Consider the following 13,573-nt stretch of genomic DNA (forward strand, 5'->3'; position numbering starts at 1 on the left):
TGAATGGATCATGTGATGCTTTCTTCAAACCGGTTCCAGCAGCTTGATGGTGATATGGGCAATGCCGCCCCGTTCGTGGTGCATCGCCAGCTCTTCCGAGCCGAAAAAGGCCCGCGCCTTTTCCAGATTCGTAACTTCGAACATGGCGATGGCATGATCGGACTGATCCGGGTCACGCCAGACATGCAAGTCGCGGATACCCGCGGCCTTGCGCATCGGCGTATCCTCACGAAACACTTTCAGCCAGGCATCGAAATCGGCCACATCGGCCTGCCACAGTACATGAGTTGCCATAATTACAGATCCATCAGCAGGCGGCGCGGGTCTTCCAGCGCCTCTTTTACACGAACAAGGAAGGTCACGGCGCCTTTGCCGTCAACGATCCGGTGGTCATAGGACAGGGCCAGATACATCATCGGACGGATCACGACCTGACCGTTGATCGCCATCGGACGGTCCTGAATCTTGTGCATGCCCAGGATACCCGATTGAGGCGGGTTCAGGATCGGCGAGGACATCAGCGAGCCATAGACACCACCGTTCGAGATGGTGAAGGTACCGCCCTGCATTTCCGCCATCGACAGCTTGCCGTCACGGGCGCGCTTGCCCTTTTCGGCGATGGCTTTCTCGATCGCGGCAAAAGACATCGAATCTGCGTCGCGGATAACCGGAACCACAAGGCCGGTTGGGGTTCCCGCGGCGACGCCCATGTGGACAAAGCTTTTGTAGACGATGTCGGTGCCGTCGATTTCCGCGTTGACCTCGGGCACTTCTTTCAGCGCATGGCAGCAGGCCTTGGTGAAGAAAGACATAAAGCCCAGTTTGACCCCGTGCTTCTTCTGGAACAGCTCTTTGTATTCGTTGCGCAGGGCCATCACCTCAGTCATGTCCACCTCGTTATAGGTGGTCAGCATGGCAGCGGTGTTCTGGCTGTCTTTTAGACGCTTGGCGATGGTCTGGCGCAGGCGGGTCATCTTGACCCGTTCCTCACGTGCAGCGTCACCAGCGGCAACCGGCGCGCGCGGTGCAGGTGCAGGCGCTGGGGCCGGTGCGGGGGCTGCGGCGGCACGTGCCACGTCCTCTTTCATAATGCGGCCATCGCGACCGGTGCCGGTGACCTGATCGGCGGAGAGACCCGCCTCGGCCATGGCTTTTTCCGCCGAAGGCGCATTTGCTACGTCCTTACCAGCGGTTGCTGCTGCAGGGGCTGCTGCAGCGGCTGGGGCCGCAGACAGGGCGGCACCAGCACCAGAACTCGAGATCACGGCCAGCTTGGCCGAGGCGCCCACGGTAGCGCCTTCGGGCGCCACAATCTCGGCCAGAACGCCCGCTGCGGGGGCCGGAACCTCGACGGAAACCTTGTCGGTTTCCAATTCGCACAGCATCTCGTCCTGCACCACGGCATCGCCAACCTGTTTAAACCAGGTCGAAACGGTGGCCTCGGTCACGGATTCACCCAGAGTGGGCACCATCACATCGACACTGCCACCACCGGCAGCCGGGGCGGGCGCGGCGGCAGGGGCCGGGGCTGTGGCAGGGGCCGGAGCGGCCCCTTCGCCTGCAGTGATGGTGGCCAGCAGCGCGTCAACGCCCACAGTTTCGCCTTCGGCGGCGACGATTTCGCCCATCACACCGGCAGCGGGGGCCGGAACCTCGACCGTTACTTTGTCGGTTTCAAGCTCACAGAGCATCTCATCCACGGCCACAGCGTCACCGGGTTTCTTGAACCAGGTGGCAACCGTGGCTTCGGTGACGGATTCGCCTAGCGTAGGTACACGAACTTCAATGGTCATCGTTTACTTTCCTTCGAGGCTCAGCGCTTCGTTCACAAGCGCCTCTTGTTGAGCTTTGTGTTGGCTGGCCAGACCCGTCGCGGGCGAAGCCGAGGTTGCGCGACCGACATAGCGCGGCCGTGTGTGTTTGGCGCCGATGCGGGTCAGCACCCATTCAATATTGGGTTCGATAAAGGTCCAGGCGCCTTGGTTCTTGGGTTCCTCCTGACACCAGACAATCTCAGCCCCTTTGAAACGCTCAAGCTCATTGATCAGCGAGTGGGCGGGGAAGGGGTAGAATTGTTCGATCCGCATCAGGTAGACATCGTCGATCCCGCGGGCGTCGCGTTCTTCCAGCAGGTCAAAATATACCTTGCCGGAACACATCACGACCCGTTTGATCTTGTCATCCTTGACCAGCTTGGTATCCGAATTGCCCTTTTGCGCGTCATCCCACAACACCCGGTGGAAGCTTGACCCGGTGGTGAAATCGTCAGCGGTGCTGACTGCCAGCTTGTGGCGTAGCAGCGATTTCGGCGTTACCAGGATCAGCGGTTTACGGAAGGTGCGGTGCAGCTGACGGCGCAGGATGTGGAAATAGTTCGCAGGCGTCGTACAGTTCGCCACGATCCAGTTGTCCTGCCCGCACATCTGCAGGAAGCGTTCGAGCCGCGCGGAAGAGTGTTCCGGCCCTTGCCCTTCGAACCCGTGCGGCAACAAGCAAACCAATCCGGACATACGCAGCCATTTGCTTTCGCCCGAGCTGATGAACTGATCGAACATGATCTGTGCACCGTTGGCGAAATCACCAAACTGCGCTTCCCATAGGGTCAGTGCATTCGGCTCTGCCAGCGAAAACCCGTACTCAAAACCCAGAACAGCGTATTCGCTGAGCATCGAGTCGATGACTTCGTATTTCGATTGACCCGCGCGGATGTTGTTCAGCGGATAATACCGCTCTTCGCTTTCCTGGTGCACAAAGCCCGAGTGACGCTGGCTGAATGTGCCGCGTGTTGCGTCCTGACCGGACAAGCGAACAGGGAAACCCTCGGTCAGCAACGAGCCAAAGGCCAGTGCCTCGCCCGTAGCCCAGTCAAAGCCCTTGCCGCTGTCGAACATCTTCTTTTTGTGGTCCAGCAGACGGCCCACAGTCTTGTGCAAGGCAACGTCCGCTGGCGCGTGTGTCAGCGCCTTGCCGATCTCGGTCAGTGTATCCGGCGTGATAGCGGTTTCGCCGCGAACATATTCCTCTTTGTTCTTATCCAAATGCGACCAGCGCCCGTCCAGCCAGTCGGCCTTGTTGGGTTTATAGTCTTTGCCTGCTTCAAACTCATCATTGAGATGGGCCTGGAACGCGGCTTTCATATCCTCGATTTCGCCCTCGGGGATCAGGCCGTCTTTGACCAGACGCTCAGTGTACAGCGACAGCGTGGTCTTATGGGTTTTGATCTTCTTGTACATGATCGGGTTGGTGAACATGGGCTCGTCGCCCTCGTTGTGACCAAACCGGCGATAGCAGAAGATGTCGATGACCACATCTTTGTGGAATTTCTGACGGAACTCAGTTGCCACCTTCGCCGCATGCGTCACGGCCTCGGGGTCGTCGCCGTTCACGTGGAATATCGGCGCTTCGACCATCAGCGCGATATCCGTGGGATAAGGGCTGGAGCGCGAGAAGTGCGGCGCAGTGGTGAACCCGATCTGGTTGTTCACCACGATGTGCATAGTGCCACCAGTTTTGTGACCGCGCAGGCCCGATAGGCCAAAGCCCTCGGCCACGACACCCTGACCGGCAAAGGCCGCATCGCCGTGCAGCAGGATGCCCATCACCGTGGTCCGGTCGTCATCTTTCAACTGGTCCTGCTTGGCGCGGACCTTGCCCAGAACCACCGGGTTCACCGCCTCAAGGTGCGAAGGGTTCGCGGTCAGGGACAGGTGGACAGAATTGCCATCAAACTCACGGTCGCTGGACGCGCCGAGGTGATATTTCACGTCGCCCGAACCGTCCACATCCTCGGGCTTGAAGCTGCCGCCTTGGAATTCGTTGAAGATCGCGCGGTAAGGTTTGCGCATCACGTTGGCCAGGATGTTCAGACGGCCCCGGTGCGGCATGCCGATGACGATGTCCCGGATACCCAGGGCGCCACCGCGTTTGATGATCTGCTCCATCGCCGGGATCAGCGCCTCGCCGCCGTCCAGACCAAAGCGTTTGGTGCCCATATATTTGACGTGCAGGAATTTCTCAAAACCTTCGGCCTCGACCATCTTGTTCAGGATCGCCTTGCGGCCTTCCTTGGTGAACGCGATTTCCTTGCCATAGCCTTCGATCCGTTCCTTCAGCCACGCGGCCTGTTCGGGATCAGAGATGTGCATGTATTGCAGCGCAAAGGTGCCGCAATAGGTGCGTTTCACGATCTCGACGATCTGGCGCATGCTGGCCATCTGCAGGCCCAGCACGTTGTCGATAAAGATCGGCCGGTCCATGTCGGCCTCGGTGAAGCCATAAGTCTTGGGGTCCAGTTCGGGGTGCGTGCTGGCGGCGCGCATACCCAGCGGGTCCAGATTGGCGGCCAGGTGACCCCGGATACGATAGGCCCGGATCAGCATCAGCGCCCGCAGGCTGTCGAGAACAGCGCGCTTGATCTGATCCTCGCTGACCTCAACACCCTTGCCCGCAGCTTTTTCCTTGATCTTTTGTCCCGCTGCCTTGGCGTCGATCTCGGCCCATTCTCCGGTCAGCGCGCCGGTTAGGTCGTCTGCTGGCATCGGCGGCCAGTCGGTGCGCGCCCAGGATGGCCCTTCGGCCTCTTTCTGAACGTCCGGCGTGGCATCGCCCATGGCCCTGAAGAACTCGGCCCAGGCGGCATCTACCGCACCGGGATTCTTGGTGTACTGGGCATAGAGCTGCTCCAGATACTCGGCATTGTGCCCCTGCATAAAGCTTGAGGCGTGAAACGCGGAATTGGGTGTGTGTTCGGTCATGTGCGAACCTCGAATGGGCTGGCGGTTTCGTTTTGGTCTCAGTGTTGCGGGCTGTCCGGGTAACCCAGATTGCTAAACACCCAGGCCATCTTACGTCGGACGGTATCTATCGTTTCCGAGTCATAGTAATCCGGTACAGGTATTCCCTTTCGTCGGTCTTTCATTGATTTATCGTGCCCAAGGTTAAAGCTGTCTTCCGGCAGGCCGAAATCAGCGAAAAGACTGCTCAGATCGGTAACCAGATGTTCCTTTCGAACAAAGCGATCCACGACCAGCATATTGTCGATCGAGACAATATCCCAATCTATGGACCACAGTTCCGACAAGACAAACGATCTGAACTGCTCGAGTTCCATTTTAGGATCTTCCGAAGGCAGGTTCTTCTGGTGTTTCATGAAGTGGAACTGAGATACTGCACGATCAAAGGGATCGCGAACATTCGCAATCTTGGTGTAGGCATCAAATGTTTCTGCGCCCAGGTTCTCTTTAACTTTCCAAGCGGGCATGTGGTTGCGCCATGGGTGTTTGTGCTTGCGCCAGAATTGCCAATCCGGATGCGGTTCCGCGCGTCCCGGTCCTCTGGCCCCGACGATCCCGTATCTTGAGATCCTGACCTGTCCGTTTTTCAATTCACCCAGGCCCGGTTTCTCGCAGAGCGGCTGCAGGACCTTTTCCGTCGACGTGCCGGCCGTCTTCGTGGTTTTCAGGTAGATGAATTTATGCTTGTGGCACACCAGAACCATTTCAGCGGTCCTTTCCAGAAGACGATGGCTGGGGTCTTTTATACATTCCAAGTCCGTTCACTGGGGCACCTCAATTGGATTGGGGCCGTATTTATTGGCACCTGGCTGGCTTGGGCGGGTCAGCCACCACAACACCAGTAGGGGCGACACAAACAGAACGATCAGCGTCGGAATTACGATCAGCAGCGTGGCGCGGGTGAACAGGATGTCCAGACTGCCGCCGTGCTGAAAATGCGACGCAAGACCGATGCCAAAGATCAAAACTGCAAACGCCCCGAGGATCAGCAGGAACGGCAACAGAGCATATAGCCCGCTGCGCCCGGTATCATGCATCCGCCGCCACGCGACGGCCAGATGCGGGAAAAAGACGATCAGGCCGACGATGCTTTGTACTGGCGCAGTGGACGTCGCAGTTACGGCTTTGACCTCGTCAGTCTGGCTGACCGAGACCTGCGTGAAGAACTGCCAGTCAATGATCCCGGCGATGATGTTCCAGATCACGATGAACAGAAAAAAGAACCAGTATTCGGGCCGCGAGGCACGACCCGAGAAGGTGAAGAACTTGGAGAAACAAGTGCGGATGGCGTCAGAGAAGGTCATGGCGCGGACTCCATAAAAGATCGCGAAACCTTAGGTAGACTAAAAAAGTACGAACTGGTCATAGCTTCAATTCTAACTCCAAGCCGACAAACTAATGAAGACGTTCGCTTTTTTCATACCGGTACAAAGCACCAATTTCGGCGAGCTCTAGTTGAGGTAATAGTTTGCCGGGAAAGCGTTCTCGCGCGAATTCAATTGTGTACGGATCTCTACCACTTCTGGCGATCCGACCATATTGCGATCCGCCTTCGCCTCGGTCCTCCCATTTATGCTGAAGCCCGCGCCAATTTCCAACAGGGGTGAAAAAAGCTGAAGAGCTGCCATTGAATTTTTCCCGAAGATTCTCTGTTTCAATCAGCGTGACGTCTCTCGGAACAAATGCCCACACGCCAATCGAAAACCCAGACGAAGCCTTTTCTTCGCTACGGGTTCGAGCCAAAACAACCTTTGCATCCGGCCAGTTGTCGTTGCGTAGCACATCCGTTCGAACCGCAAGAGAGCCATCTATGTGACGCAGGAAACTTGGGCTACGAGTCCCCATTGGGATGCGCATATGACGATAAAAGTTGAAAATGCTTCGGAACCCCCTCGGGTCCAAAATTCCAAAACTCATGCCAAGTTGATTGAGCGTTACTCTCCGCCTCAAACGAACCAAATTGGTTGTTCCAACGCGGTACCAACCCGCTTCCGACAATGTTTCGGCAAGAAACTCGCCACCTTGTTTTGGAAATTCTTCGAAACACGCGCAAAGACTGGCTTTGGCGTGTTCCGTGGCTACCGAATCCGGCAAGGAGGCGGGTAGGTTTTGCATCAGCCGTTCTGTATCGCTTCCAGCACAGCCTCACCCAGTTGCGCTGGGCTTTCGGCCACAACGATACCGGCCGAGCGCATGGCTTCGATCTTGTCCTCGGCACCGCCCTTGCCGCCGGCGACAATCGCGCCCGCGTGACCCATGCGGCGGCCCGGAGGGGCTGTGCGGCCTGCGATGAAACCGGCGGTTGGCTTCTTGCGGCCCTTCTTGGCCTCATCCGCCAGGAATTGCGCGGCTTCTTCCTCGGCCGAGCCACCGATCTCACCGATCATGATGATCGACTCGGTCTCGTCATCGGCCAGGAACCATTCCAGCACGTCGATATGTTCGGTGCCTTTGATCGGGTCGCCGCCGATGCCGACGCAGGTGGACTGACCCAGACCCACATCGGTGGTCTGCTTGACGGCCTCATAGGTCAGAGTGCCCGAGCGGGACACAACGCCGACCGAGCCGCGCTTGTGAATGTGGCCGGGCATGATGCCGATCTTGCAGGCGTCGGGCGTGATGACACCGGGGCAGTTCGGGCCGATCAGGCGCGAGTTCGAACCTTCCAGCGCGCGCTTCACCTTCATCATGTCCAGAACCGGGATGCCTTCGGTGATGCAGACGATCACTTCCATCTCGGCGTCAATCGCTTCGAGGATCGAGTCAGCCGCAAAGGGTGGCGGAACATAGATCACCGAGGCATTGGCTTCGGTCACGTGCTTGGCTTCGTGGACCGAGTTGAACACGGGCAGGCCCAGATGCTCCATCCCGCCTTTGCCGGGGGTCACACCGCCGACCATCTTGGTGCCATAAGCGATGGCTTGTTCAGAGTGGAATGTGCCCTGCGAGCCGGTAAAGCCCTGACAGATCACTTTGGTATTTTCGTCGATGAGGACTGCCATTTTTAGGAGTCTCCTATTTCAGTTTCTCTGCGGCGACAGAAAAGAAGCCCGTCGCCTTATCGAATTCTTGGATGCGCCAACCATGGTTTGCGCGCTGCGCGGGCAACCAAGGATCAGCAGCGCCATATCCTTGTCCGGGAACACCATTGACTACGATCACATCTACCCAACCATCGAACTCCGAAACTGCACGCTCAACGTGGTTTGCGCGCTTTTTGTGTCCGGGTTGGTTTTCCCAATCAGTTGAGCCAGGCGTCCCCCGTGTCCAAAGATCAAGACGCGGAGGTACAGGGGTCCATTGAACTTCGGATTTCCAGAGTGTGATGCAGACTCCATCATCTTTCTCGGCACTCCAATCCTGACGTGGATTTGGAACTTCGTACCCAAGTGAATTGAAGGCTTCTACATATTGCATCACATACCCCCGGGGCTCCGCCCGTTCGTGCCTCAAACGCACCGCTGGAGCGTTTGCCGGGGCAAAAGCCCCGGATTGGCCCTCACCCCTTAACCGCCTTCACGATCTTCTCGGCACCGTCTTTCAGGTTATCCGCCGCGATCACGTCCAGGCCAGAGGTGTTGATGATCTCTTTGCCTTTCTCGACATTCGTGCCTTCCAGACGCACGACCAGCGGCACTTTCAAACCGACCTCTTTCACCGCGGCCACAACACCCTCAGCAATCACATCACAGCGCATGATGCCACCGAAGATGTTGACCAGAATGCCTTTGACCTGCGGGTCCGAGGTGATGATCTTGAACGCCTCGGTCACCTTCTCTTTGGTCGCACCGCCACCTACGTCGAGGAAGTTGGCAGGCTCGGCCCCGTAGAGTTTGATGATGTCCATCGTCGCCATCGCCAGACCGGCACCGTTGACCATGCACCCGATCTCACCATCCAGCGCGATGTAGTTCAGGTCGTATTTCGAGGCTTCCAGTTCCTTGGGGTCTTCCTCGGTCGTGTCGCGCAGTTCGGCGATGTCGGGGTGGCGGTAGACCGCGTTGCCGTCAAAGCCGACCTTGGAGTCCAGCACTTTCAGGTCGCCGCTGTCGGACACGATCAGCGGGTTGATTTCCAGCATCTCCATGTCCTTCTCGACGAAGGCGGCGTACAGCTGGCTCATCAATTTGACGCATTGCTTGACCTGCGCGCCCTGCAGACCCAGCGAGAACGCGATGCGGCGGCCGTGGTAAGGCTGATAACCGGTCGCCGGGTCAACCGAGAAGGACAGGATTTTTTCGGGCGTGGCAGCGGCCACTTCTTCGATGTCCATGCCACCTTCGGTCGAACAGACGAAGGAAATGCGGCTGGTCTGGCGATCCACCAGCAGGGCCAGGTACAGTTCACGCTCGATGCCGGAACCGGCTTCGATATAGATGCGGTTAACCTGTTTGCCCGCCGGGCCGGTCTGATGCGTAACCAGCGTGCGGCCCAGCATCTTTTTCGCTTCTTCGGCGGCTTCTTCCACCGATTTGGTCAGACGGACGCCACCTTTTTCACCGGCGTCGGTCTCTTTGAAAGAACCCTTGCCACGGCCGCCCGCGTGGATTTGCGCTTTGACAACCCAAAGCGGACCGTCCAGTTCGCCAGCTGCGGTTTTGGCTTCCTCGGCGCGCAAAACCGCGCGACCTTCGGAGACCGGAGCGCCATAGCTGCGAAGAAGAGCTTTGGCCTGATATTCGTGAATGTTCATCAACACTGTCCCGTCTGACTACGATTAACCCGTTATAGAGGGCTGTAGAGCGCAAATAAAAAGGCTTTTTTGACGACAAAGAGCTTTTTAGTGAAGATTTTTGTCATTTGTGATCACAGTTTTTTGGGGTGTGATCACAATTCATCCTCGGGCGGTTACTTGATTCGAATCTGAAACCAAACTTGCCAAAAACACATTCAAAAACAAAAATTAAAACGTTTGCGCCAACATTTTCGGTAGCACCATTCGGACTTGGGCAAACGGGCAAAAGAAAAGCCGGACCTGAAAAGGACCGGCTTTCAGAATTCTCACAGAAGGGATCAGGCCAGCGAGCTGTCGATGCCCTTGCACGCCTCGATCAGGCCCTTAACCGCGTTGACCGAATTGTCGAAACCAGCCTGCTCTTCTTCGTTCAAGTTGATGTCGACGATCCTTTCAATGCCGCCAGCGCCGATTACGGTGGGCACGCCCACGTAAAGGCCGCTGACGCCCAGCTCACCATCGCAATAGGCGGCGCAGGGCAGAACACGCTTTTGGTCTTTCAGATAGGCTTCGGCCATCTCGATTGCTGACGTGGCCGGAGCATAGAAGGCCGAACCGGTTTTCAGCAGGCCAACGATCTCGGCACCACCGTCACGGGTGCGTTGTACGATGGCGTCCAGCTTGTCTTGCGTGGTCCAGCCCATTTCGACCAGATCAGGCAGCGGGATACCAGCAACGGTCGAGTAACGGACCGATGGCACCATGGTGTCGCCATGGCCGCCCAATACGAAGGCGGTGACGTCGCGCATCGAGACGTTGAACTCTTCGGCCAGGAAATGTGCGAAGCGACCCGAATCCAGAACGCCCGCCATGCCGCAGACTTTGTTGTGCGGCAGGCCCGAGAACTCACGCAGCGCCCAGACCATCGCATCCAGCGGGTTGGTAATGCAGATGACGAACGCGTCGGGTGCGTTGGCCGCAATGCCTTCGCCGACCGATTTCATGACCTTCAGGTTGATGCCCAACAGGTCGTCGCGGCTCATGCCCGGTTTACGGGGCACACCAGCGGTCACGATGCAGACGTCGGCACCCGCGATATCTTCGTAGGACTGAGTGCCTTTCAGCTTGGCGTCAAAGCCTTCGGACGGGCCGGATTGAGCGATGTCCAGCGCCTTGCCTTCGGGGGTGCCTTCGGCGATGTCGAACAGGACGACGTCGCCCAGTTCTTTCATTGCTGCGAGGTGGGCGAGCGTGCCGCCGATCTGACCTGCGCCGATCAGCGCGATCTTGGGTCTGGCCATTTGGATTATCTCCGGTCGGTTTTGAAATCGCGGTTTTGCTAGTCGCTAAATGGGTTTCGCGCAAGGGCCCTTGGGCGCGGCATGCAACCGCATACCATTTGCGCAGTGGCAGGTGATTGCGCTAAACGGCCTTTTAGACAGGCCTATTTGCAGGATGCCGCATGTTCGAGCTGAATTTGATGTTTTTTGCCGTGGCGATCCCTGCGGTGGTCTTTGCCGGTATCTCGAAGGGCGGGTTCGGGTCCGGCGTGGCCTTTGCATCCTCGTCGATTCTGGCCTTGATACTCGAGCCGGGGCAGGCGCTTGCGCTGATGTTGCCGATCCTGATGGTGATCGATGTGGCCACCCTTGGGCCCTATTGGAAACGCTGGAGCTGGCCGGATTCGCGCCTGTTGATGTTGGGGGCCGTGCCGGGTGTAGCGCTGGGCGCATGGTTGTACCGCGTCACGAATGACGATCTGCTGCGATTGCTGATCGGCGGAATTTCCGTCGGATTTGTGATCTGGCATTTCTCGCAGACCAAAGGTTGGGTGCGCGGCTTTGCCAATCGCCTGCCGCCACCTGCCGGGCTGTTTGCGGGTCTGATTGCCGGGTTCACCAGTTTCGTCAGTCATGCCGGGGGGCCTCCGGCAGCCGTTTACCTGCTGTCGCAGCGTCTGACGAAGACTCAGTTTCAGGCCTCGACCGTACTGGTCTTCTGGGTCATCAATATCGCGAAATTCGTGCCCTATGCTTATCTGGGGCTGTTCACCTGGCACACCGCATTGGCTGATCTGCTATTAACGCCCTTTGCAATTCTGGGCGCTTGGCTGGGCGTTCGGGCACATTTTATGCTGTCCGAACGCCTGTTTTTTGGCATTGCATATGTGCTGCTGATCTTGACGGGCAGCAAGCTGATTTGGGACGCGCTGGCCTAGGCGTTGGGCGGCAGCGCCTCGGCCATATTTTCATAAGCCTGGCCCGAAGCGACAAGACACGTCATCCCGTCCGGCAATGTTACAGTGATTGTCCAGCTGCCGCTCTGGTCCGAGGCATAGACCTCCATCACCGCCCCTTGACGCGCAATGCCGATACCGCGGCGCGTTTCGCCGTAAGTTTCGGTCAGTCGTTTCACTATATCCTCACGCGGGGCACAGGTGCGGGCCTGAACCTGTTGCGCGGCCAGTGCCATGATCCCGAGGCACATGGTCATCCTAAAAAACGTCGCTTTCATCAGTCACCCCTTTCGATTCCATCTGTTGTCAGGGTGCGTCTGGTGAGCAGAAATCCGGTTAAAGCTCCGCACGTTGCGTCGCAAATGCTGCAGCGCGGCGATTTTGTTCTTGAACTTTCCGGCAAAAAATGCCCCATTCCGCGCAACATTCTTTCAAAGGGAGAGGCCAATGGACCCCCGTCAGCGCCCCTATCGTTCCGTTCTCTATATCCCTGGCTCGCGCGACCGGGCGCTGGACAAAGCCCGCACATTGCCGGTGGATGCGATCATCTTTGACCTAGAGGACGCGGTTGCCGCCGATGAAAAGGCCAATGCGCGGGAAACGCTCAAGGCAGCGCTGGCTGAGGGCGGCTATGGCGAGCGGGTCAAGATCGTGCGCATCAACGGTTTGGATACCGAATGGGGTCGCGCCGATGCCGAGGCTGTGCGCGAGATGAACGCGGATGCAGTGCTATTGCCCAAAGTAGGCTCGGCGGCCGACGTGGACGCGCTGGCCGCCATCACTGGCGATATGCCGATCTGGGCAATGATGGAAACGCCGCAGGGGATGTTGAACGCCGCCGGGATCGCGGCGCATCCGTTGATGGCGGGCTTTGTCATGGGCACTAACGATCTGGCCAAAGACCTGCAGACCCGATTCCGCCCGGACCGCCTGCCGTTGATGACCTCGCTGGGCCTGTGTTTGCTGGCCGCCAAAGCCGAAGGGCTGATCATTGTGGATGGTGTCTATAACGCGTTCAAGGATGAGGACGGTCTGGCGGCAGAATGCGAACAGGGCCGCGACATGGGTTTTGATGGCAAGACGCTGATCCACCCGGCGCAGGTCAACATCACCAATGCGGCCTTTGCGCCATCGGATGCCGAGATAGATCTGGCCCGCCGCCAGATCGCGGCGTTTGAAGAGACCGAGGCGCAGGGGCAGGGGGTTGCTGTTGTGGATGGGAAGATTGTTGAAAACCTGCATGTTGTAACAGCCCGCGAAATTCTGGCAAAAGCCGAGGTAATTTTAGCATTGCAAGCGGGGTAAGCCAGCTATGGGCTTTGTTCTTCTGATCCTTGGTGTGGCACTATGGTGGGCCGCACATTTGTTCAAACGTGTCATGCCAGCGCAGCGCGCGGCGATGGGTAACGCAGGCAAGGGCGCGGTCGCGCTGGCGTTGGTTGCGGCAATCCTGCTGATGATCTTCGGTTATCGCATGACCGATTTCATCTATGTCTGGGCACCGCCCAGTTTCATGATCCATATCAACAACCTGCTGGTGTTGATTGCGATTTATATGATGAGCCCCGCCGGCAAGAAGGGGCACCTGCTAAACAAGCTGCGTCACCCGATGCTGGGCGGCTTCAAGCTTTGGGCCTTTGCGCATCTTTTGGTGAATGGCGACCTGGCCTCGATCATCCTGTTCGGCGGGCTGTTGGCTTGGGCCGTTGTCGAAGTCATCGTGATCAACAAATCCGAACCCGATTGGACGCCCGGCGAACCAGGCACCTATGGCAAGGACGCGATGTTTTTTGTCGCCTCGATCGTGTTGCTGGGTGTGATCGGCTATTTTCACGGGCTGGTTGGCCCGTCTCCGTTCCCCTCATAAGG

General features: G+C 57.9%; 14 protein-coding genes. 3 read left to right on the forward strand and 11 right to left on the reverse strand.

From position 1 onward, the window contains the following. Positions 1-24: 24 nt before the first annotated feature. From RUE5091_RS10660 to mdh, 10 genes are all read right to left on the reverse strand, one after another. A complete protein-coding gene (locus RUE5091_RS10660; RefSeq protein WP_058281900.1) occupies positions 25-294 on the reverse strand; it encodes a hypothetical protein in 270 nt (89 codons plus the stop codon). A 2-nt stretch (positions 295-296) separates the two neighbouring features. Next, positions 297-1,793 carry a 2-oxoglutarate dehydrogenase complex dihydrolipoyllysine-residue succinyltransferase gene (odhB, locus tag RUE5091_RS10665; protein ID WP_058281901.1) on the reverse strand — a complete coding sequence of 499 codons (1,497 nt, stop codon included), beginning with the start codon at positions 1,791-1,793 and terminating at the stop codon, positions 297-299. Between the two features lie 3 nt (positions 1,794-1,796). Next, on the reverse strand, positions 1,797-4,754 hold the full coding sequence (locus RUE5091_RS10670; protein WP_058281902.1) for a 2-oxoglutarate dehydrogenase E1 component: 2,958 nt from the start codon (positions 4,752-4,754) through the stop codon (positions 1,797-1,799). Positions 4,755-4,792: 38 nt separating this feature from the next. Beyond that, positions 4,793-5,497: a sulfotransferase family 2 domain-containing protein gene (locus tag RUE5091_RS10675; protein WP_058281903.1), complete on the reverse strand. Its 705-nt coding sequence runs from the start codon at positions 5,495-5,497 to the stop codon at positions 4,793-4,795. Positions 5,498-5,554: 57 nt separating this feature from the next. After that, positions 5,555-6,097, reverse strand: a complete 543-nt coding sequence (locus RUE5091_RS10680) for a DUF805 domain-containing protein (RefSeq protein WP_058281904.1) — start codon at positions 6,095-6,097, stop codon at positions 5,555-5,557. 91 nt (positions 6,098-6,188) lie between these two features. Then, positions 6,189-6,908 (reverse strand): hypothetical protein, encoded by a 720-nt coding sequence (locus RUE5091_RS23080; protein ID WP_131726299.1) that lies wholly within the window; start codon positions 6,906-6,908, stop codon positions 6,189-6,191. Beyond that, entirely contained in the window at positions 6,908-7,795 is an 888-nt protein-coding gene (gene sucD / locus RUE5091_RS10685) for a succinate--CoA ligase subunit alpha (RefSeq protein WP_058281905.1), read from the reverse strand. The genes RUE5091_RS23080 and sucD overlap by 1 nt, the downstream gene beginning before the upstream one ends. A 13-nt stretch (positions 7,796-7,808) precedes the next feature. After that, positions 7,809-8,210, reverse strand: coding sequence for a hypothetical protein (locus RUE5091_RS10690; protein ID WP_058281906.1), 402 nt, complete (start codon positions 8,208-8,210; stop codon positions 7,809-7,811). Positions 8,211-8,292: 82 nt separating this feature from the next. Continuing rightward, positions 8,293-9,486 carry an ADP-forming succinate--CoA ligase subunit beta gene (gene sucC / locus RUE5091_RS10695; protein WP_058281907.1) on the reverse strand — a complete coding sequence of 398 codons (1,194 nt, stop codon included), beginning with the start codon at positions 9,484-9,486 and terminating at the stop codon, positions 8,293-8,295. A 320-nt stretch (positions 9,487-9,806) separates the two neighbouring features. Continuing rightward, a complete protein-coding gene (gene mdh, locus RUE5091_RS10700) occupies positions 9,807-10,769 on the reverse strand; it encodes a malate dehydrogenase (RefSeq protein ID WP_058281908.1) in 963 nt (320 codons plus the stop codon). A 161-nt stretch (positions 10,770-10,930) separates the two neighbouring features. Between mdh and RUE5091_RS10705 the strand changes: the two genes are divergently transcribed. After that, positions 10,931-11,686, forward strand: coding sequence for a sulfite exporter TauE/SafE family protein (locus RUE5091_RS10705; RefSeq protein ID WP_058281909.1), 756 nt, complete (start codon positions 10,931-10,933; stop codon positions 11,684-11,686). On the opposite strand, the gene RUE5091_RS10710 is transcribed toward RUE5091_RS10705, so the two are convergent. Beyond that, positions 11,683-11,982 (reverse strand): hypothetical protein, encoded by a 300-nt coding sequence (locus RUE5091_RS10710; protein WP_058281910.1) that lies wholly within the window; start codon positions 11,980-11,982, stop codon positions 11,683-11,685. The two genes, RUE5091_RS10705 and RUE5091_RS10710, sit on opposite strands and share 4 nt — an antisense overlap. 169 nt (positions 11,983-12,151) lie before the next feature. Here RUE5091_RS10710 and RUE5091_RS10715 point away from each other — a divergent pair, with 169 nt between their 5' ends. Together RUE5091_RS10715 and RUE5091_RS10720 are read left to right on the forward strand one after the other, a co-directional pair. Further along, positions 12,152-13,009 carry an HpcH/HpaI aldolase/citrate lyase family protein gene (locus RUE5091_RS10715; RefSeq protein ID WP_058281911.1) on the forward strand — a complete coding sequence of 286 codons (858 nt, stop codon included), beginning with the start codon at positions 12,152-12,154 and terminating at the stop codon, positions 13,007-13,009. Between the two features lie 7 nt (positions 13,010-13,016). Beyond that, positions 13,017-13,571, forward strand: coding sequence for an NnrU family protein (locus RUE5091_RS10720; RefSeq protein WP_058281912.1), 555 nt, complete (start codon positions 13,017-13,019; stop codon positions 13,569-13,571). The last annotated feature ends 2 nt before the right edge of the window (positions 13,572-13,573 follow it).

Origin of the sequence: Ruegeria denitrificans, assembly GCF_001458295.1 — a bacterium.
GTDB classification, from domain to species: domain Bacteria; phylum Pseudomonadota; class Alphaproteobacteria; order Rhodobacterales; family Rhodobacteraceae; genus Ruegeria; species Ruegeria denitrificans.